The following is a 19,937-nucleotide window of genomic DNA, read 5'->3' on the forward strand; positions in this document are numbered from 1 at the left end:
TTGAAACTCCATCGGCTGAAGCCCGATGGTATCTCTGAGGCTCGCGGGATGTCCGTTAGGTTGAAGTTGAAACTCCATCGGCTGAAGCCCGATGGTATCTCTGAGGCTCGCGGGATGTCCGATAGGTTGAAGCTGAACCTCCATCGGCTGAAGCCCGATGGTATCCACCAGACACAGGTAAGGCCTTTTCGCTAAAGCTTCTCTTCTTTCGCCAGAATCTCTTTCATAATCTCCGACGCGCCCGCTCCTATCGTGTTCAACCGCGCGTCTCGCCAGAAGCGGCTGATCGGATACTCGGTCGTGTAGCCGAATCCCCCGAAGATCTGCATGCAGTCGTAGGTAACTTTTTGCGAAAGCTCGCTTGTGAACAGCTTGGCCATCGTGATTTCGCGAATCGCTCGTTCACCTCTGTTGATCAAGTCGAGCGCGCGATATGAAAGCCACTTGCCCGCTTCGATCGAGGTGAGGTGCTCGGCGAAGCGGTGCTTCCATACCTGAAACTCTCCGATCGGTTTGCCGAAAGCCATTCGCTCTTTGCCGTAAGCAACCGCGTACTCGATCGCGCGCTCCATCATCGAGACGTTCGCTATAGCCGACGCCAAGCGCTCGCCTTGAAAGTTGTGCATCGTGTAGTAGAAGCCTCGGCCCTCTTCGCCAAGCACGTATCGCCTCGGGATTCGGCAGTTGTCGAAGAACAACTCCGCGGTGTCCGAGGAGAGATTGCCGACTTTCTTCAACTTCTTTCCGACCGCGAAGCCTTTCACGTCGGTGGGGAATAACACCATCGATATGCCTTTGTATCGATCTTCTCCGGTGCGCACGGCGAGGATGATGAAGTCCGAGCGAGCGCCGTTTGTGATCCACAGCTTCTGCCCCGAGATCACCAGATCGTCTCCCTCGATTCGCGCGCGAGTCTTTAGGGCGGCGACATCCGATCCGCCGCCCGGCTCGCTGATGCCGAGCGCTGCTATGCGGTCGCCCGCGATCGCCGGCCGCAGGAACTCTTCTTTCTGCTCGTCGGTTCCAAGCTCATCGAGCACCGGCAGTGTGATGTCCGATTGAACGAACATTGCCATCGACACACCGCCGTTGTTCGAGTAGGAGAAGCCCTCGAGGTAAGCGGCGGTGTACCACCAATCCAGACCGCTGCCGCCGTACTTTGGGTCTAGCCGTATGCCGAACAGTCCCAGGTCAGCGGCTTTCTTGAACAGCTCTTTGGGAAAGATGCCGGCCTCGTCCCACTCTTCGGCGTGCGGAGCGATCTCGGTTTGCACAAACTGCTGCACCGTTTCACGGAACATATCGTGTTCTTCGGTGAAGTAGGGATAGGTGGTTGCCACTGCAGGCGCGGTTTCAGTCATGCTCGACATATTGGCTCCTTAGTTTTGAAAACAAGTCTGAATCTGAAACGTGATGCGTGAAACATGACGCTGACGGTTCAAGTGCTGTGCGCAGGACCTGTGATCCTTCCCATAGTTTGTCCACCAACAGTTTCACGCATCACGCATCACGTTTCACGCATCACGCATCACGCTTTTCACTCGTCACTGCTGCAATCTTCACAAGTGTGTCGCCGGGTGCTACTACATCTCCCTGCTTTATGAGCACGGCTTCGACGACTCCGTCAGTCGCGGCCCGCAGCGTCTGCTCCATCTTCATCGCTTCAAGGATCACCAGCGGGTCGCCCGCTGAAACCTGTTGTCCGACCTCGACCAGGATCTTAAGCACCTGTCCTGGCATCGGAGCATAAGCGCTTTCGTGCTCAGAAGCGGTGTGCGTTCGTGGATACCTCGGCAAGCGGGTGACCACGCGTGACGACGAGTGAGACTGCACAAAGAACTGCGCACCTGCTTCCGCTATTCGAAACATCCGCTGAACGCCGTCAATCGATACGCGAATGCAACTGCGTTCGAATGATACAAGTTGAATGCTGGCTTGCCAATCTCCGCACGAGACCGCGAAGGTTGCCGCCTCGACTGGCCGCCATGAAACGTCGAGAAAGCCGCCGCCAACTTGGAGCTTTGTTGAAGGGTCGCGAAACGGATTGTTGCGATAGCTCGGCGGCACGTGCGGAAGGATCGCAGCTTCGGCTTGTTGCCGCTTCATGATGTACAAAGCGGCAACGCTCGCGGCGATCAAGTTATCGGGTTCATTCTCAGGCGTGAGCAGCTCGTCGAGATGCTCGTCTATGAAGCCCGTGTGATAACTTCCGCTCGCGAACTCAGGGTGCTCGAGCACTCGAATCAAGAACTCGCGATTGGTGAACACACCTGGCGCGAAAAGATTTCTCAAGCCGAGAGCCAGCTTGCGACGCGCGGTCTGGCGGTCCGATGCGTGGGCTATCATCTTCGCGAGCAGCGGGTCGTAGTGAATGCCGACTTCAGTCCCCGTGTCCACACCGGCGTCGATTCGCAAGCCGTCAATTGACGCCGGCACATCCCATTCTTGAAGCGTGCCGGTTGCCGGAAGAAAGTTGTTATCCGGATCTTCAGCATAGAGGCGAGCTTCGATGGCGTGACCGGTTTGTCGGATGTCTTTCTGCGCAAGCGACAAAGGTCTCCCTTCAGCGATCTCGATCTGAAGCTTGACCAGGTCAAGGCCAGTGATCAGCTCGGTCACCGGATGTTCGACTTGAAGGCGAGTGTTGACCTCGATGAAGTAGAACTCGCCTGACGGAGTAAGGATGAACTCGACGGTCCCCGCGTTGGTGTAGCCGATTGCCCGGCCGGCTGCGACCGCCGCTTCACAGATTAGTTTGCGAAGCCGGGGGCTCACCGCCGGAGAAGGGCTCTCCTCGATGACTTTCTGGTGACGCCGCTGGATCGAACACTCGCGCTCGAACAGATGAAGCAAGTGGCCGTGGTTGTCGCCAAGGATCTGCACTTCAACGTGGCGCGCGTTCTCAAGGTATTTCTCGAGCAGCAGCGTGTGGTCGCCGAACGCTTTCTCCGCTTCGCGGTGCGCGGCTTCAATCGCCTCTTGAAGTTCACGCGCGTCGCGAACGACTCGCATGCCCTTGCCGCCGCCTCCCGCCGAGGCTTTTATCAGAACCGGCAGACCGATCGCTTCGGCATTCTTGCTGAGCGTCTCGAGAGATTGATCTTTCCCGTCATAGCCGCGAACAATTGGCACACCGGCGTCGGACATCAGTTTTCGCGCCGTGCTCTTCAAACCCATTTTGCGAATCGCGTCAGCCGTCGGACCGATGAACGTGATGCCGGCGGCTTCGCAGGCTTCGGCGAATCCGGCGTTCTCGGACAGGAAGCCATAGCCGGGATGAATGGCTTCAGCCCCGGTTCTGCGGGCAGCGTCAATGATTTTTCCTATGCTGAGATAGGAGTCTTTGCTGGGAGCAGGCCCAATGTGCACGGCTTCATCAGCGAATCGCACGTGAGGCGCTCGCGCATCTGCATCGGAGTAGACGGCGATGGTAGAGATACCCATCGCGCGACAGGTGCGCATCACGCGGAGCGCGATCTCGCCGCGATTGGCTATCAGGAGTTTTGTGAAATGGCGCTCAGTCACTCGTGGTCATCAAAGCCCGCTCTGCGACTTCCGGCAGCTCGATAGGTGCGAACATGGACGCCGGGTAAAGATAGCCGTTAGGCTCCGACGAATCCTCATCAACGACGCGGAGCAGGTGGTGTCCCGCCGCGTCTGAATCTGGCCGCGTAAGATAGACTTTGCCCACGATGAGACTCGCAGGGTTGCTGTCGTTGTTGATACAGACAACAAAGTTGCTCATTTCTTTAAGCACTCTCTATCCGTCAAAAAACTTGCGCTTCATCGCTTGGGCGCTCGTGTTTTTGGCTGCTTCGATTGCATCAGCTTTTCGTTTTAGCTCTGTTTTCAACGGCTGATAAATAGCCTGTAGGTAGGAGAACAAATACTGATAATCTTCCGTGAATTCCTCGTCATATACCGTTCTTTTTTCTAGAAAGACATTCATTCTAGAAATGCGAGGCTGTCGTCTCAGATACTTACCGTGAAAAAGAACGGTGCTGTTCTGCTTCACGTCCAAAACCACGAAGTAGTTGTATTCACCCCCACCCATCCATGCCTGTATCGTGCCGGTAATCACACCATCATCTGTACCTTTGGTAAAGGTAATTGCCCCTTCGCTGCAGCTGTGAATATTACTCGGCAAGGTCTATTTCGGATCGAGTCGCTCGATTGCATCAATGGCTTTTCTAAGATCGTCGGCGATCATGTCGTGTTTCCCGTGAATCCGTTGTCATTGGTTACATTTCATCTCGCCCAACATCGGCTCAACCGGGACTACATCTTTCTGTATCGAGGCATCCCTTAATGCCTGAACACTACCCCAATCCATCGTTCCAACCGGCGGGTCGTAAGCCGCCGAAAGCTATATCGTACGCACCGTTGGCGTCTTCACTATTTACTAATACACTTCGTCGTGCGTTCCTATTGTGATCAATAGAATGTCGTCTTCTCCCTTGCCCTCGCTCCCAACAAAGTCAAAGACGACCCGCAGATCGTAACGGACGCTGCAACCCCAGGAACCAGCGAACGGGCCGTGTAGCTTATGCGTGCCCAATTGAGGAGCGAACGGGCTTTCTTTCAGGAGCCGAAGTGTCGCTTCGATATCGCCGCGTAACGAGGGGTTCTTTTTGACTGCGCGCTTATGTGCTCTTACAAAAGTCTTCGCCAGAAAAAGCGTTCTCATCCGTCGAGCTCTTTCATTAGGTCTTCTACCGATCCTTGACGGCATTCTCCTCTTGCGTATTCTGCTCGCGCTTCCTTGATGTCCTGGACAAGTTGCTCTCGCCGTCTCTCTATGTTCCGGCGTCGAATGATATCGATGAGTTCCTCCTGCTGCTGCGGAGGCAACGACTCCACGATGTCTAGAGCTTCTTGAAATGTACCTACCTGGCTACTCATGTGCGACCTCCTTACCCATCAAACGGGCGGACGATTCGAACCCTTGCGACACACTTTAACACGCTCTTGAGGAAACCTGCATCAACCGTGATCGTGAAATGTTTCAATGCCTGAACACGCCCCACTCCATCGTTCCTTCCACCGGCCGGTTGTAAGCCGCCGACAACGATATCGCCAGCACCGTGCGCGTGTCTCGCGGATCGATGATCCCATCATCCCACAGCCTTGCCGTCGCGAAGTAAACATCCGACTCAGCCTCGATCTGGGCTTCCAGAGCCAGTCTCGAGGCAGTGAGCTTCCCTTCATCAACCGGCAGACCCTGCTTGGTTAGCGCTTCGCGTTTGATTATGTCCATCACCCCCGAAAGCTGCTGAGGTCCCATCACCGCGATGCGATGATTCGGCCACGTGAATAAAAACCGCGGCTCGTAAGCCCGCCCGCACATAGCGTAGTTGCCCGCGCCATACGAACTCCCGGTCATAATCGTGATCGCCGGCACGGTTGAATTCGACACGGCATTGATCAGCTTGGCGCCGTTTCGGATGATTCCTTGCTCTTCGTAAGTGCGGCCTACCATGAAGCCGGTGATGTTCTGCAAAAAGACGAGCGGAATGTTCTGCTGGTTGCAAAGGTGAATGAACTGCGCGCCCTTCGCCGCCGATTCTGACATCAACACGCCGTTGTTCGCGAGTATCCCGACTGAGTAGCCGTGAATGTAAGCGAACCCCGTGACCAAGGTCGTCCCGTACTTTGCTTTGAACTCTTCGAACATCGACCCATCCACTATGCGAGCGATGACTTCGCGCGCTTCGAACGGAACTCGGATGTCCGCCGAAGCGATTCCCAACAACTCGTCCGCCGGATAGAGCGGCTCTTCGACGGCTCGCAGCCGCGGTCTAGGAGGCGCGTCGGAATAGTGGCTCACGATGTCCCGCGCGATTCTCAGCCCGTCGAGTTCGTCCTCCGCCAAATAATCCGAGAGCCCCGATATTCGCGAGTGCATCTCGGCTCCCCCGAGCGACTCTTCATCGACGACTTCACCTGTAGCCATCTTCACCAGCGGCGGGCCGCCCAAAAACACCTGCGCTTGATTCTTGACCATTATCACGTAGTCGGACATGCCCGGCAGGTACGCGCCGCCAGCGGTCGAGTTGCCGAACACAACCGAGATGCTGGGGATGCGCATCTTCGAGCGGCGGGTGATCTCTCGAAAGCCGCGGCCGCCGGGCACGAAGATCTTGGCTTGCACGGGAAGATCGGCTCCGGCTGATTCTACAAGGCTGATGCTGGGCAGGTGGTTTTCCGTGCCGACGTCTGAGAGCCTTCGGTTCTTGATCTGCCCGATCTCGCTAACGGCTCCGCCTTTGACGGTCGCCTCGTTGGCGATGATGAGGCACTCGCGGCCCGAGACCAGACCAACGCCGCCGACGACACCAGCGCCGACGAACTCGTTCTCGATTCCGACTCCGGCAAGCGGCGCGATCTCGAGAAAGTACGAGCCTTCGTCGAGCAGCATCTCGATGCGTTCGCGAGGCAGCAAACGTTTCCGCGCGAGATGGCGTTTGACGTACTGCTCGCCGCCGCCTTTCGTCGAGCGAGCGAGTTCGGCTCTTAGTCTTTCGACAGCGGACGCATTGGCGGCGTAGTTTGTTTGGTATGTTTGGTCCTGCGGATTGACTGTCGATCTAATTGCTTGCATGTCGTTCCCGCCGCGTTGCGATGCTTGAAGAGAATTGATAGCCTAGCGAAGCCTTGAGACAGTAATGAACGGCATTTTGGTTGTCAACGGAACGATGGATAGGTTCGAGAGGTGGCGCCGCAAGAACCTGTGAATTTGAAATCGGATTCCCAGCGGCTCGCAGTGAAGAGCCGTGGTGATCCCACTTAGCGTCTACCCCTATGAATACGTAGTGTCTAGTCTGTTGAGCGCACGGAGGGAGCGTGGGAATAGCCGGTGATCGAGCCATCTGGGAAGCTGAAAGCCGCGGCGTTGACTTGATCGACCTGACGATCGGCGAATTGTTCGATCGCCAATGCGAATCGATTCCCGACAAAGAAGCGCTGGTCTACAACTACCCCGAGATCGGGCTCGATCTTCGCCTTACCTATCGCCAGTACCAAAAGGAAGTCCACCAGCTATCGAAGGGCTTGCTTGCGCTTGGCATCCCGAAAGGCGAGCACGTAGCGGTGTGGGCGGCCAATGTTCCCGAGTGGGTGATGCTGGAAATCGCCCTTGCCAAGATTGGCGCCGTGCTCGTAACGGTCAACACCAACTATCGTTGGGCGGAAATTGAGTACGTGCTGCGACAAGGCGACGTCACTACGCTGTTTATGATCGAGGAGTTTCGCGGCAACTCATACGTCGATTCGTTGTTTCGCATTGCCCCCGAATTGAACAGCCTCACCGATCCGACTCGCGAGCGATTGCACAGCGCGGCGCTGCCCGAGTTGAAGCGAGTGATCTTGATCGGGAGCCAGGAAAAGCCGGGGATGATGCTTTACTCGCAAGTCGCGCCCCTCGGCGAGCACATTCCGGACGAGCTGCTGCGCCGGAGGCAGTCGAGCCTCGACACTCACGACGTAATCCAGATGCAGTACACCAGCGGCACAACTGGCTTCCCAAAAGGCGTGATGCTCACTCACCACGGCATACTGAACCAGACTCACGTGTCGTGCGCTATCGGGGATCTCAGGCCGAATGAACGTTACGTTACGGCGATGCCTTACTTTCACATCGCCGGTTCGGTGGGCGCCATTCTGTTTTCGCTCTACCTCGGGTGCACGTTGATTCCGTTGATCTCGTTCGATCCCGAGAAGGAGTTGAAGCTGCTTGACGGAGAGAAGGCGACCTTGTCGTTCAACGTTCCCACCATGCTGGTGGCGATGCTGAATCATCCGCGTTTTCTTGCCGGAGAGTTCGATCTGTCATCGTTGCGTGAAATCATCACCGGCGCGACGCCCGTGCCGGTTGTGCTGATGGAAGACGTGAAGGCCAGGATGGGCGCGGATTGTACGATCGTCTTCGGGCTCACCGAATCCAGCGGGACCCTGACTGAGACGATCCAGACCGACAGCTTCGAGCTGAAGTCTTCAACGGTTGGCATTCCCCATCCGCATATGGATATAAAGATCGCGGACCCGGCGACCGGCGAGCCCGTCCAGTTTGGCGAGTCCGGCGAGTTGATGGCTCGCGGGTTTCTGGTGATGAAGGGCTACTACAACATGCCGGACAAGACCGCTGAAACGATCGACGTTGATGGATGGCTTCGCACCGGCGACCTGGCGACGATGAACTCCGCCGGGTACGTCAACATCGTCGGGCGGGTAAAGGATATGATCATTCGCGGCGGAGAGAATATCTATCCGGCGGAGATCGAAGCGTTCCTGATGCGCCATCCAAAGATCGCAGAAGCTCAGGTGGTCGGCGTGCCGGACAGCTTTATGGGCGAAGAGGTGGCGGCGCTTCTCAGATTGAAAGGCGACGAGACAGCGGACGAAGCGGAAATAATCGCCTATTGCCGCGACGGGATCAGCAGACACAAGGTCCCGAAGTACGTTCAGTTCGTGACGTCATTCCCGCTGACCGCGAGCGGCAAGGTAAAGAAGTTCGAGTTGAAAGAGCAGCTCATTAAGGAGCTGGGGTTGGAGGAAGTCGCGAAGCAAAGAACGGCATGAAACACTGAAGTGGCACATTTAACTCCTACCGGAGTTAGGCCGCGCCGGCTTCATTTACAAACACTCAATCCATAACGGATTGTCCGGCTTCATCTTATGAAGACAATCAGAATCGCAAACGGGCAGGGCTTCTGGGGCGATTCGCTCGAAGCGCCCGTTCAACTCGTCGAGCGCGGGCCGATCGATTATCTCACGCTCGATTATCTCGCCGAGATCACGATGTCTATCATGCAAAAGCAGCGGGCGCGCGATCCCCGATTCGGATACGCGCACGATTTCATCGGCGTGATGGCTCGCATTCTGCCGGCGTGCGTGGAGAAGAACATCAAAGTAGTCGCGAACGCCGGCGGCGTAAATCCTCAGGCTTGTAGCGCCGCCGTTGCCGACGCCGCTCGCAAGCTCGGCCTCGCCGGCAAAGTCAAAATCGGAATCGTCGCCGGCGATGACATCATGGAGAAGCTCGATGTTTTGATGGATGACGGAATCGCGCTCGAGAACATGGATACCGGCGAGCCGCTGGCGTCCATTCGCGATCGCGTTCAAAGCGCGAACGTCTACTTCGGCGCGGCTCCAATCGCCGAAGCGCTCGAACGCGGCGCCCAGATCATCATCACCGGCCGCTGCACGGATACCGGACTGACGCTTGGGCCGATGATCCACGAGTTCAAATGGGCTTCAGATGATTGGGATAGATTGGCGGCCGGCACGATAGCCGGTCACATCATCGAATGCGGCGCGCAGTGCACAGGCGGGAACTGCCAGGCTGATTGGAAATCGATTCCCGACCTGTGGGACATCGGATATCCCATCGTCGAAGCGAACGACGACGGCACGTTTGCGGTCACCAAGCATCCAGGCACCGGTGGGCGAGTAACGGTCGCTGGAATCATCGAGCAGTTGATGTACGAGATGGGAGAACCGCGGCGGTACATCACACCCGATTGCATCGCCGACTTCACGACCGTGCAACTGGAGCAAGCCGCGACGGATGTTGTGCGGGTGTCAGGAATCAACGGGAAACCAGCGACTGATTTCTACAAAGTGTCGATCAGCTACTCGGCCGGCTACAAGGCGGTAGGCTCGCTGATTTATTCCTGGCCCGAAGCTTACGAGAAAGCTAAAGCGGCGGATGCGATTCTTCGCCGGCGGCTCGAAGCGCTTGGATTGAAGTTCGACGAGATGCGCTCCGAGATCATTGGCGCCGGCGCGTTGCACGGAGAGCTGGCGGGCGCGCCTTCAGGGGATCTTTCTGAAGTCCTTCTTCGCGTCGGCGTGCGCTCCGCGAATAAAGCGGCGCTCGAACGTTTCGTGAAGGAGCTGGCGCCGTTAGGGTTGAACGGTCCGCCGACGGTGTGCGGTTTAGGGAGCGGGCGGCCCAAGGTCGAAGAGATCGTCGCTTACTGGCCGGCGTTGATGCTCAAGTCGGCAGTCTCTCCGCGAGTGGAGGTGTTCACAGTCTGAAGCGGCGGTTTTAGCACGGATGATGCGGATCGCGAATCAGTCCAGCCGTCGGTGTTCGAATCCTGATCTCATCTGGTACCGCCTTTTCTATTGCTTTAAACTCGATGCGAGTTTAAGTTTGAGCCGATGATTCTCGAGGCATTTTTCTCTCAGTCCAAAGCCGGCGAGACCGGCTCCGGATCTCGACAAAAGATGAAATATTTTAGCCTTCGCATCCTCGTTCTCATTTGCGTCGCGACAACCAGCGCGGTTGGCTGGGTGCAGGAGAAACCCTCGGCCGCTCCCGCTCCCTTGCTCGCCGGGCTGAGGAGCAAGGACAAAGGAGACAGGCGCGACGCGGCTAATCAACTCGGCTCGACGCGTGCGCGAGGCGCGGTTCGCGCGCTGGTGGAAGTGCTGTCTGACAAGGAAGCAACGGTGCGCGAAGCCGCCGCCTTTGCGCTCGGCCAGATTTCAGATCCCGCGGGGACGGGTTTGTTGATTCCGTTGCTCGCCGACTCCAACGAAGAAGTGCGCGCTTCAGCCGCGTTTGCGCTGGGAATGATCGGCGACCGCAAAGCGACTAAAGCGCTTTCTTACGCGATCGGCGATCGCGATCCGGAAGTGCGCTCATCGGCTATTTTCGCGCTCGGACTAATGCAAGACGAGCAGGCGGTTGACGAGATCGTCGATGCGTTGGATGACTCGTCATTCGACGTGCGCTACGACGCCGTGTGGGCGCTCGGGCAGATCGGCGAGCCGGATGCCGAAGACCCCCTGCGCGGCTCTCTGGTGACTCTAAACTTGCTCCGTATTGACGACTCGCGGCGCGAAGCGTTTCGACAAGTTGTCCAGTATTCTCTGGAGAGCCTCCGCACAGAAGCCCACGCGAGGACCGCTCCTGGAGAAGCCGGCAGGCCCCGGCGTGCCACCGGCATTGTCAGAGACGAACGTTATGCGCCTCCGACTCGCCCGCTGGGGATACATCGATCCGCGCGGCCCGCAATGACAGAAGCCGCATTGCGAGCGAGGGCGGGAGGTTCAGTGAAACTGCGAGTGCTGGTGGGCGCGGATGGCAAGGCCGTGCGGGTTTATGTCGCGCGGCGCCTCGGGTACGGATTGGACCGGCGCGCGGTTGAAACGGCATTGCGGTATAGGTTCGATCCTGAGATTCAATCGGGCTTGCCTCAATCAAGCTGGACCGATGTCGAAGTGAAATTCTAGATTAATCCGTAGTCTAGATTAGTCAGTAGTCCGTGGTCAGTAGTCCGTAGCTCTGTGAACGAGCAAGTGACTACGGACTATGGACTATGGACTATGGACTACGGACTACGGACTACGGAGTGAGCTATGTCAAGAATCGTTAAGTGCGGGTTGATTCAAACATCCAACGCCGCTGCGACAGACGAGCCAATCGAGAAGATCAAGCACGAAAACATTGTGAAGAATCTCGCGTTCATTGAACAAGCCGCAACCCGCGGGGTTCAGATCGTCTGCATGCAAGAGGTCTTCACTACGCCGTACTTCTGCGCTGAGCAAGAACCTCGCTGGTACGAAGCGGTCGAAAAGATTCCGGATGGGCCAACCGTCAAGCTCATGCAAGACGTGGCAAAGAACCACGGCATGGTTGTGATCGTCCCCATCTACGAGGAAGAGATCACCGGCGTCTACTACAACACCGCCGCGGTGATCGACGCCGACGGCAAGTACCTTGGGAAGTATCGTAAGAACCATATACCTCACACCAAGCCCGGATTCTGGGAGAAATACTACTTCAAACCGGGCAATCTCGGTTATCCGGCGTTCGAGACTGCGTTCGCGCGAATCGGCGTCTACATCTGCTACGATCGCCACTTCCCCGAGGGAGCGCGGGCTTTGGGACTGAACGGCGCGGAGATCGTTTTCAACCCCTCGGCGACGGTCGCGGGACTATCGGAGTATCTGTGGGAGCTCGAACAGCCGGCGCACGCAGTGGCCAACGGGTATTTCATCGGCGCGATCAATCGAGTCGGCCACGAGCAGCCGTGGGACATCGGCGAGTTCTACGGCAAGAGCTACTTCTGCAACCCGCGCGGCAAGATCATCGCCCAGGCGTCCCGAGATTCGGACGAGCTTGTAGTCGCCGATCTGGACCTGGATGAGATTCGCGAAGTAAGAAACGTCTGGCAATTCTACCGCGACCGCCGGCCGGAGACATATGCTTCGCTGACAAAGGAATGAACATAGACCACGGATGACGCGGGTCTGACTGATCTTCACGGATCAGATCCGCGCCAATCCGTCTGATCCGTGTCATCAGCGGCCTATTCTGACAGACATCTGATAGCCCGATTGAACCGAGGAAATGCATGCTCGAATTCGGAATCACGTTCAAACCTGACATGCCTCACCAGCGCATGATTGCGCTTGCCAAACAAGCTGAAGCTGCGGGATTCGACTACGGTTGGATTTTCGATTCGCACGTTTTGTGGCAAGAGGCGTATCCGCTGCTGACCCTGCTGGCCGCGAACACTGAGCACATGCGTTTGGGCACCTGTGTGACAAATCCCGCCGTTCGAGACGCCAGCGTGACCGCGAGCCTGCTTGCGACGCTCAATAGAATTTCAGACGGGCGCATGGACCTGGGCATCGGCCGCGGCGATAGCTCGCGCCGAGTCATGGGGAAAAAGCCTACGACGCTCGAGCGATTGGAAGAAACCGTCGACGTCATCCGCGATCTTTGCTCGGGCAAGCAGATCGAATACGAAGGCCGCGACATTCAGATGACCTGGGCGAACCACGGGGTGCCGCCCGCCTGGATCGCGGGCTACGGACCGAAGGCGTTGCGATGCGCGGGCCGAATCGGCGACGGCGTCATTCTGCAATTTGCCGACCCGCATTTGATCAAATGGTGCCTCGGCTTCGTGCGTGAGGGAGCCGAAGAAGCGGGACGAGACTTCTCGAAGATTCGCGTGATGAGCGCCGCCGCGGTATGGGTGTCGGATGATCTTGCGAGGGCGCGCAATCAAGTACGCTGGTTCCCGGCGCTGGTTTCAAATCACGTTGTCGATCTGGTCTCGCGCTACAAGCCGGAAGAGCTGCCCGAAGAGTTGACTTCGTATGTCCGCGACCGCAAGGGCTACAACTATCTTCATCATGCCGAGGTGGGAAGCTCGAACGCCGAGTTCGTGGCGGATGAGATCGTCGATCGCTTCTGCATCGTCGGACCCGCCGAAGAACACGTGCGAAAACTGAAGGAGCTTCAAGATATCGGCGTTACCCAGTTCAATATCTATCTAATGAGCGGCGACGAAGAGCAGACGGTTGAAGCTTATGGCCGAGACGTCGTTCCTCTTTTGCGTTAGGCGGCGGCCGTTCATATGGACTGCGGCGGCACCCTGCTACATATAGCTCGGAAGACACCTACGCCGCTTTCGCTTCGCAGGCGAGACGATCCACTTTCAAAAGAGCGATCCAGAATCCGCCGAAGCCAAAACGCCGCCGCTGCCAGCGCCAGACCACTTCTCACTCAAAGGCGTCGCAGTCCAAATGGAGTGCATCTGGCGCGGCCCCATTTGGACTGCGGCGGCACGCTTGCTACATTCGCTCGGGCGACACCTACGCCGCCGCTTTCGCTTCGCAGGCGACACATTCCACTTTCAAACAGCGATCCAGCCTCCGCAAAAGCAAAGCGCCACTTTCCAATAGCGATCCTTCGTTGGCGGTCGGGTGAATCCCGATAGTGGGAAGGGTTATCTCGGAACGAGACAGCCCACGTGCAACGCGTGGCGCGGCTCGAATCGAAGATGAACTAATTCAATCGCTTAAGGGGGCGGTTGCAATGGCACAGCTCTTGGTTAGCCAACGCGGTGCCCGTGCGCCGGATTCGGACATCCACGACAAACTGAAAGTTGCTGAACATTCTAGTAGGAGGACTCATGCAAACACTGCTACAGGACCTGCGCTTCGCAGCGCGAATACTGGCCAGGAAGCCCGGCTTTACTTTGATTGCGATCGTCACACTGTCGCTAGGCATCGGCGCCAACACGGCCATCTTCAGCGTAGTGAACTCGGTGTTGCTGCAGCCCCTTCCCTACCCTGACCCCGAACGCCTGGTGACGATGCGTTCGAATCAATCGCTGCCGGACCTCGAAGACATCAGGGCTCAGAGCCAGTCCTTTGAATATCTCGGCGGCTCGGTGATGCAGGCTCAGGACTACACCAGTGAGAGCGAGCCGCTTCAGGTGCAGGCAGCGCTGGTCAACGCAGACCTGTTCAAGGCTTTGGGCGCCCGCGCCGCGATAGGCCGAACGCTCTCAGACGAAGAAGATCGTTTCGGCGGTGATCAGGTAGTCGTGTTGAGTCACGGCTTCTGGCAACGCCACTTTGGCGGCGATGCAAACATCGCCGGCCGGACGCTTCAATTGAGCGGCAAAAGCTACACGGTGATCGGAGTTATGCCGGCGGATTTCGTTATGCCTACAGAAGTGCCGGACCTGTGGGCATCGGTGCGAGTCGTGAATCCCATCGCCGCGCAGTTTCGGGGTGTGCATTTTCTGCGAACCTACTTAAAACTGAAACCTGGAGTGAGTCTGAGCGAGGCGCTTGCGGAGATGGAAGGCATCGACCAACGGCTGGCGCAGCAGTACCCGGAGGAGAACAAGGGGCGCCGCACCGTGCTTTTGTCGCTGCAAGAACGGGTAGTCGCCAATTCCCGCTCCGCTTTGCTCGTGTTGTTCGGCGCAGTCGGGCTTGTGCTGTTAATCGCCTGCGCGAACTTCGCGAACCTTCTGCTCGCCCGAGCGGCGGCGAGACGACAGGAGATCGTGATTCGCGCGGCGCTTGGCGCGGGACGCGGGCGGTTGGTCCGGCAGATGCTGACCGAAAGCACGCTATTGTCGGTGCTCGGCGGAGCAGGCGGACTGGTGCTGGCGAAGTGGGGTATTGACCTGCTGATTGCGCTCAAGCCCCCGGACCTGCCGCGGCTCGCTTCGATCGGAATCGACGGGTGGGTGCTCGCGTTCACCCTTGGAGTTTCAGTTCTAACCGGCGTGGTGTTTGGGCTGGCGCCCGCGTTGAGCGCGTCGAAGCTCGACGTCAACGAAGCGTTGAAAGAAGGCGGCCGCGCCGCTACCGGAGGCGTCGCCAGGCATCGCGTTCGCAGCTTGCTGGTAGTTTCCGAGATCGCGCTTGCGCTGGTGTTGCTGATCGGCGCGGGGTTGCTGATCAAAAGTCTATGGCGGCTGCAAACGATGGATCCGGGGTTGAATCCCGAGAACCTGTTGACGATGCGAGTCGAGCTCCCCGAGGCGCGCTATAAAGAGATCCCCAAGCAGACGCAGTTCCGCGAGCGCGCGTTGGACGCCATCAACTCGCTGCCCGGTGTTCAGGCCGCGATGATCAGCGAGTTGCCGATGAGCGGCGACCGGTTGATGCACAACTTCGTTATCGACGGCCGCCCGCCGGTTGGGCCGGGCGAAGAGCCTGAGCTGGAGACCCGCACCGTAGCCGGCGACTATTTTCGCACGATGGGTATTCCTCTGCTTCAGGGACGCGACTTCGCGCCGCAGGATCGTGCGGACGCGCCGGCAGTGGGGCTGGTGAACGAGAGTTTCTTGCGCGAGTACTTTCCTAACGAGAGTCCGATTGGCGCGCGCATCGCGTGGGCGAGAGGGACAACGCGCCGATGGATGACGATTATCGGAGTCGTCGGCGATGTTAAGCACTACGGCCTCGGCCTGCCGGAGCTGCCGGCGTTTTACAATACGTACCTTCAACAGGATCAGCCGTGGAAGCGATGGATGTATCTGGCTGTGCGAGCGGATGGTAACACCGGCGCTCTCGCCGGGCAGGTGAAGGATCGAATCTGGTCCGTCGACAAGCAGATTCCGCTGACTAAGCTGCGCGCGATGACCGATGTGATGGCGACGTCACTCGCGGCGCAACGCTTCAACATGACGCTGATGGGAATCTTCGCCGCGGTAGCGCTTGTGTTGGCGGCGGTCGGGACCTATGGTGTGATCTCGTACTCGGTCACCCAGCGCACGCACGAGATCGGGATTCGAATGGCGCTTGGGGCTGAATCTCGCGACGTGCTGCGGATAGTTTTGAGACAGGGTTTGCAGTTGGCGTTGCTCGGCGTTGCAATTGGGATCGGAGCAGCTTTCGCGCTTACCCGAGTGTTGTCCAGTTTGCTGTACGGCGTGAGCGCGACTGATCCGGTGATCTTCGTGAGCATATCGTTGATACTGACAGGAGTAGCTCTGGGAGCCACCTTCATTCCGGCTCGGCGAGCGACCAAAGTTGATCCGATGATCGCGCTGAGATATGAGTAAACCTTTCGCGCGAGACGTTAGTACCAAAGAAGGAGACAGCAATGAAATCGAATACAGCAAAATCAGTTCTTGGTCTTGTGATGATGGCTTGCTTGTCGTCGCCGCTGTGGGCTCAGGAGAACAAGCCTCAAAACCCTCGGCCGAAGATTGGCGCGTTCGGCAGCGATTCGCCCGAACGAGGCACGACCCGTGTGGGCTACTGGAACAACGAGAAGAACATGGGCGCCGGCCAATTTGCGATCGACTACGGCCGGCCGGTCTGGCGCAAAGAGTACGAAGACACCGCAAAGTTCGACGCGATGACCAAGGGCAAAGTCTATCGGCTCGGGAGCAACTTCTGGACGACGCTTGACACGGATATGCCGCTGACGATTGCCGGCAAGACCATTCCGGCGGGGCTGTGGTATCTGGGCCTGCACCGGTCGGACGACGGAGCGACGTGGAGTCTGGTGTTCATCGACCCGGCCAAGGCTCGCGCCGCGCACGTGGATGCCTCGGAGATCGAGCGAGCGCCGATCGCTTACAAGGCGCCGATGACCGTCGAGCAAGCGGGTGAGGCCAAAGACAAACTGACGATCGATCTGGTTTTCCAGCGAGGAAATCTAAAGGATGTGACGCTGAAAATCGCGTGGGGCAAGATCCAGTTGAGCGCCCCGATTCAAGTACCGATCTCGGCGAGTTGAGATCTAAACACAAGGCCTCGAAGCGCAGACGAGGTCAGACGATTGTGTGAAAACTCCGGAAATACCCCCAACTTCAGTTGGGGGCCTTTCGACTTTTCACCGAGTTTACCCGATCTGTCGTTCCCGAACTTGCTCAACGTCGATACTCTGAACCTCGCCTTTGCCTGCCGTATAAACGGCTATTACATCGAGGCTAAGGTCGCTCTCAATAACCAAAAACCCTTCGACTCCATGGATCGCGTGGATCCCAAAGTTGCCTATTGCGCTGCAGTCCACCTTAGCTGCCCCATCAGGCTCCAACTTGCTCTTCTTGAAGCCGGATATCGGTCCACCAGCCACAGCGATCTTCATGCGCAAGCTAGCTGTCTCCTTGTTTGGGTTGTGTAGGTTGACAACTGTTTGATACGAGCCTGGAAGCAGAGAGGTAGTCGTTTGAGACGTCCCAGGGATATTCGCGGTACATAGAAACTTCGCTGCATACTGAAACCTTTGAGCCATTGTCGTTCTCCTTTACCTGACTTTTTATCAATCCGACATCTTCTGACGGACTGCGATAGTCCCACATGCTAATAGACGAAATGAATTCACCGAGTTATGCAAAGATTCGAACTATTCATTGTTTGCTGAAAGTGTCGACCCCGGGTGCAACGATAAGACCCGCGTTTGTGGCGCCGTTACCACTCGGTAAACGAGGCCAGAGCAGGCGGCCGGCTTTGGACTGTTGCCTCCGGAACAAATCTCAGACAGCAAGTGTCTAAGCAAGTTGGAAAAGCTCATCTCACTTGTCAGCAATTATCGAATCCGGTACATCTGCAGAGTGCTCGCAACTTGAAAGCGCCCTGCAAGCTCAAGCCGCTGTGCATCACACTCCTCGTCTTATGCCCGGTGCTCCTGGCGCGAGCGCAAACCGAGTCATCCGATGAGGGTCGCCGAGGAAATCGCCGGTTGCACAAGCACCAAAACCTGGAATAGGCGCGGCGCAGAGTTTGCGACCGGCTATGTTGAAGCTACTCGCGGGCGAGCGTTTACCGGCATCGATTCCACCGTCTTTATGTAATGCTATCCAAGGATTACATCCTTAACGCGAAGGCTCTCTAACACTGTTGCTCGCAATCGCTCATACGCAGCCTGGGTTCTTTCCCAAGCCGCGTGTTCTTCACTATCGGCAAGGGGATTCTTTCCGGCAGCTCTGCGGACAGCTTCGTCGATGTCCGTCAATAACGTGTTGAGGAACTGGTCAATGGCATTGTTAACGGTAATTGACAGATACAGATTATTCTCCCTCCTTGTATTCTCCATATCTTGGAGGGGTTCTATGACCTCATCATAGGTCATCCCCCAGCTACCCCCTGAGGATCCAGAACTCGGATAGAGTTGCTTCGCTTTGTTTCTACTATCGGCTAGCCTCATACGCTATGATAGGTCTTCACTAGAAGGGCGGCCAGGTTTAGTGAGATAAATTTCAAGACATTTATCTCGTGCTGTCTTTGCTGACCTTAAGAGAGTCTCATATGCGGTTAGGCGATTCTCAAAAAGACTCTTTTGATAATCTCCAATCAATTGATGGTTTTGTAGCTGGAGGCTAAAGAAATAAGCGACTCCGGCAAGAACAAGGCCCAAGACCAATTTGTCTAATGCCAAGAGAATCAGTTTGTCACGCATAGATTCCGGTTGTTCAGTGCTCTTGCCAGTCATCCAAACTCTCCTTTCTGCGGTCATCGCGTTATTCGGCTGCATTAATTACGGCTCTGCGACCCTTTAGTAGCCTTTGAACTCCCCATCATTTTGGCGGTTGCGGCTTGCCGCCGGCGGCGTTCGCTTCTTTCCAAAGCTGCGGATAATCGGTGAACCCGCCGTCTATGCCGTATCCGACGAAGAGCTGAATGTCCGCGATGATGTTTGCGCGAACGGTCGAGCCGTTTGGCTGAGCTTCGTTCAAAGGCCGCCGGGCATTCGCAGAGGTCGAGCCGCGAAACGTGTATGGGTGAACCAGCAATCCAGCCTTGTGAAACGTCGCGACATCAGCGGCGCTCTTGAGCAGGCTCTTGCTCGGGCCTGCTCCGCTAGCGTAGCCGGCGATCTCGGCGGCGAGCGCGCGCGTGACTCTTGCTGAGTCGTCCTTACGTCCCTCGTCTTCCATAGGGAGAAGCTGGACGCGAGCGTAGCCGGGGGCAACCTCCAGCATTCGAAGCAAGCCTTCCTTATAAAACGACTGGATGAATATGCGCTCGCGCTGGCCTGGCTCATCGAAGCCATTCGCTTTCAGGATCGCCGCCAGCTTCTCGGCGGAATCAAAGCCGAGCGACTTGTAATACGGAAAGTGCTTCAGCTCGATATAGAGTCCCGCGCGCTTCCCGATTAGCTTGATCGCCTCGATCATCGTGGGGATTCGCTGGGCGACATAAGCCGGGCTTGCCGCAAACGGGTTCGCGCGGTTGAACCAAGACCCCGCATCGAGCCGCTTAATCTCGGCAAGCGTGAAATCGACTGTATACCACCCTCGCTTCGGCGTGCCGGTCTCGAAAGCATCACGCAGTGTCGCGCGGCCCGGGAAGATCTTCGCGACGTTGGTTGTACGCTCGAGGTCGGCATCGTGAAGGCAGATCAGCACGCCGTCCTTCGTGAGCTGCAAGTCTTGCTCGACGAAGTCAGCTCCTTGCGCAATCGCCAACTCGTATCCAGCAAGGGTGTGCTCAGGCGCGTAGCCCGAGGCTCCACGATGCGCGACGAGCAGCGGCTTCTTTGAGGAAGAAGGCGCTTGGGCAGTCATTCCGGTTAGCGACGCGTGCACCGCAAACAGCAGCGTTAGCGCCGCGACGCATGGCGCAAACACCTTGTGGGCACGGGAACGATTTGTCATTTGCTGGACCGCCGGCTTAGAACGTCGAAGCACGATCGAGAATACAGCAGGGGTCAACACTCA

Annotated in this window: 18 protein-coding genes; 7 read left to right on the forward strand and 11 right to left on the reverse strand. The window is 57.2% G+C overall.

Annotated features, from left to right (window positions below):
• Positions 1 to 191: 191 nt before the first annotated feature.
• From AABO57_24875 to AABO57_24905, 7 genes are all read right to left on the reverse strand, one after another.
• Positions 192 to 1,370 (reverse strand): acyl-CoA dehydrogenase family protein, encoded by a 1,179-nt coding sequence (locus tag AABO57_24875; protein MEK6288966.1) that lies wholly within the window; start codon positions 1,368 to 1,370, stop codon positions 192 to 194.
• A 151-nt stretch (positions 1,371 to 1,521) separates the two neighbouring features.
• Entirely contained in the window at positions 1,522 to 3,525 is a 2,004-nt protein-coding gene (locus AABO57_24880; protein MEK6288967.1) for an acetyl-CoA carboxylase biotin carboxylase subunit, read from the reverse strand.
• Positions 3,518 to 3,745 carry a hypothetical protein gene (locus AABO57_24885; protein ID MEK6288968.1) on the reverse strand — a complete coding sequence of 76 codons (228 nt, stop codon included), beginning with the start codon at positions 3,743 to 3,745 and terminating at the stop codon, positions 3,518 to 3,520. Before AABO57_24885 ends, AABO57_24880 begins: the two co-directional genes overlap by 8 nt.
• A gap of 15 nt (positions 3,746 to 3,760) precedes the next feature.
• Positions 3,761 to 4,147 carry a hypothetical protein gene (locus tag AABO57_24890; GenBank protein ID MEK6288969.1) on the reverse strand — a complete coding sequence of 129 codons (387 nt, stop codon included), beginning with the start codon at positions 4,145 to 4,147 and terminating at the stop codon, positions 3,761 to 3,763.
• 255 nt (positions 4,148 to 4,402) lie between these two features.
• Complete coding sequence (locus AABO57_24895; GenBank protein MEK6288970.1) at positions 4,403 to 4,687, reverse strand: type II toxin-antitoxin system mRNA interferase toxin, RelE/StbE family; 285 nt, start codon at positions 4,685 to 4,687, stop codon at positions 4,403 to 4,405.
• Positions 4,684 to 4,902: a hypothetical protein gene (locus AABO57_24900; protein ID MEK6288971.1), complete on the reverse strand. Its 219-nt coding sequence runs from the start codon at positions 4,900 to 4,902 to the stop codon at positions 4,684 to 4,686. Before AABO57_24900 ends, AABO57_24895 begins: the two co-directional genes overlap by 4 nt.
• Before the next feature lie 103 nt (positions 4,903 to 5,005).
• Entirely contained in the window at positions 5,006 to 6,601 is a 1,596-nt protein-coding gene (locus AABO57_24905; protein MEK6288972.1) for a carboxyl transferase domain-containing protein, read from the reverse strand.
• 242 nt (positions 6,602 to 6,843) lie between these two features.
• Between AABO57_24905 and AABO57_24910 the strand changes: the two genes are divergently transcribed.
• From AABO57_24910 to AABO57_24940, 7 genes are all read left to right on the forward strand, one after another.
• Complete coding sequence (locus AABO57_24910) at positions 6,844 to 8,577, forward strand: AMP-binding protein (GenBank protein MEK6288973.1); 1,734 nt, start codon at positions 6,844 to 6,846, stop codon at positions 8,575 to 8,577.
• A 96-nt stretch (positions 8,578 to 8,673) separates the two neighbouring features.
• Entirely contained in the window at positions 8,674 to 10,038 is a 1,365-nt protein-coding gene (locus AABO57_24915) for an acyclic terpene utilization AtuA family protein (GenBank protein MEK6288974.1), read from the forward strand.
• A gap of 192 nt (positions 10,039 to 10,230) precedes the next feature.
• On the forward strand, positions 10,231 to 11,241 hold the full coding sequence (locus AABO57_24920; protein ID MEK6288975.1) for a TonB family protein: 1,011 nt from the start codon (positions 10,231 to 10,233) through the stop codon (positions 11,239 to 11,241).
• Between the two features lie 126 nt (positions 11,242 to 11,367).
• Positions 11,368 to 12,237, forward strand: coding sequence for a nitrilase-related carbon-nitrogen hydrolase (locus AABO57_24925; GenBank protein ID MEK6288976.1), 870 nt, complete (start codon positions 11,368 to 11,370; stop codon positions 12,235 to 12,237).
• Positions 12,238 to 12,365: 128 nt separating this feature from the next.
• Complete coding sequence (locus tag AABO57_24930) at positions 12,366 to 13,361, forward strand: TIGR03842 family LLM class F420-dependent oxidoreductase (GenBank protein MEK6288977.1); 996 nt, start codon at positions 12,366 to 12,368, stop codon at positions 13,359 to 13,361.
• A 573-nt stretch (positions 13,362 to 13,934) separates the two neighbouring features.
• Entirely contained in the window at positions 13,935 to 16,331 is a 2,397-nt protein-coding gene (locus tag AABO57_24935; GenBank protein MEK6288978.1) for an ABC transporter permease, read from the forward strand.
• Positions 16,332 to 16,372: 41 nt separating this feature from the next.
• The gene (locus AABO57_24940) at positions 16,373 to 17,014 is read left to right on the forward strand and encodes a DUF2911 domain-containing protein (protein ID MEK6288979.1); all 642 of its coding nucleotides are present in this window, start codon (positions 16,373 to 16,375) and stop codon (positions 17,012 to 17,014) included.
• A 105-nt stretch (positions 17,015 to 17,119) separates the two neighbouring features.
• Here the strand turns inward: AABO57_24940 and AABO57_24945 are convergent, their stop codons facing one another.
• The 4 genes from AABO57_24945 to AABO57_24960 all read right to left on the reverse strand — a co-directional run bounded on the left by AABO57_24945 (position 17,120) and on the right by AABO57_24960 (position 19,874).
• The gene (locus AABO57_24945; GenBank protein ID MEK6288980.1) at positions 17,120 to 17,365 is read right to left on the reverse strand and encodes a hypothetical protein; all 246 of its coding nucleotides are present in this window, start codon (positions 17,363 to 17,365) and stop codon (positions 17,120 to 17,122) included.
• Between the two features lie 708 nt (positions 17,366 to 18,073).
• Positions 18,074 to 18,349, reverse strand: coding sequence for a hypothetical protein (locus tag AABO57_24950; protein ID MEK6288981.1), 276 nt, complete (start codon positions 18,347 to 18,349; stop codon positions 18,074 to 18,076).
• Between the two features lie 78 nt (positions 18,350 to 18,427).
• Positions 18,428 to 18,709: a hypothetical protein gene (locus tag AABO57_24955; GenBank protein ID MEK6288982.1), complete on the reverse strand. Its 282-nt coding sequence runs from the start codon at positions 18,707 to 18,709 to the stop codon at positions 18,428 to 18,430.
• Positions 18,710 to 18,794: 85 nt separating this feature from the next.
• Positions 18,795 to 19,874, reverse strand: coding sequence for a glycerophosphodiester phosphodiesterase family protein (locus tag AABO57_24960; GenBank protein ID MEK6288983.1), 1,080 nt, complete (start codon positions 19,872 to 19,874; stop codon positions 18,795 to 18,797).
• Positions 19,875 to 19,937: the final 63 nt, after the last annotated feature.

The sequence above is a fragment of the Acidobacteriota bacterium genome, assembly GCA_038040445.1.
Lineage (GTDB): Bacteria > Acidobacteriota > Blastocatellia > UBA7656 > UBA7656 > Onstottus_A > Onstottus_A frigus.

Excerpts from the sequence above, each read along its gene's own strand:
- AABO57_24905 (MEK6288972.1), bottom strand. The coding sequence starts at position 6,601 with ATGCAAGCAATTAGATCGACAGTCAATCCGCAGGACCAAACATACCAA.
- AABO57_24895 (MEK6288970.1), bottom strand. The coding sequence starts at position 4,687 with ATGAGAACGCTTTTTCTGGCGAAGACTTTTGTAAGAGCACATAAGCGC.
- AABO57_24950 (MEK6288981.1), bottom strand. The coding sequence starts at position 18,349 with ATGACCTATGATGAGGTCATAGAACCCCTCCAAGATATGGAGAATACA.
- AABO57_24945 (MEK6288980.1), bottom strand. The coding sequence starts at position 17,365 with ATGAAGATCGCTGTGGCTGGTGGACCGATATCCGGCTTCAAGAAGAGC.
- AABO57_24875 (MEK6288966.1), bottom strand. The coding sequence starts at position 1,370 with ATGTCGAGCATGACTGAAACCGCGCCTGCAGTGGCAACCACCTATCCC.
- AABO57_24935 (MEK6288978.1), top strand. The coding sequence starts at position 13,935 with ATGCAAACACTGCTACAGGACCTGCGCTTCGCAGCGCGAATACTGGCC.
- AABO57_24960 (MEK6288983.1), bottom strand. The coding sequence starts at position 19,874 with ATGACAAATCGTTCCCGTGCCCACAAGGTGTTTGCGCCATGCGTCGCG.
- AABO57_24900 (MEK6288971.1), bottom strand. The coding sequence starts at position 4,902 with ATGAGTAGCCAGGTAGGTACATTTCAAGAAGCTCTAGACATCGTGGAG.
- AABO57_24920 (MEK6288975.1), top strand. The coding sequence starts at position 10,231 with ATGAAATATTTTAGCCTTCGCATCCTCGTTCTCATTTGCGTCGCGACA.
- AABO57_24955 (MEK6288982.1), bottom strand. The coding sequence starts at position 18,709 with ATGACTGGCAAGAGCACTGAACAACCGGAATCTATGCGTGACAAACTG.
- AABO57_24885 (MEK6288968.1), bottom strand. The coding sequence starts at position 3,745 with ATGAGCAACTTTGTTGTCTGTATCAACAACGACAGCAACCCTGCGAGT.
- AABO57_24915 (MEK6288974.1), top strand. The coding sequence starts at position 8,674 with ATGAAGACAATCAGAATCGCAAACGGGCAGGGCTTCTGGGGCGATTCG.
- AABO57_24925 (MEK6288976.1), top strand. The coding sequence starts at position 11,368 with ATGTCAAGAATCGTTAAGTGCGGGTTGATTCAAACATCCAACGCCGCT.
- AABO57_24940 (MEK6288979.1), top strand. The coding sequence starts at position 16,373 with ATGAAATCGAATACAGCAAAATCAGTTCTTGGTCTTGTGATGATGGCT.
- AABO57_24930 (MEK6288977.1), top strand. The coding sequence starts at position 12,366 with ATGCTCGAATTCGGAATCACGTTCAAACCTGACATGCCTCACCAGCGC.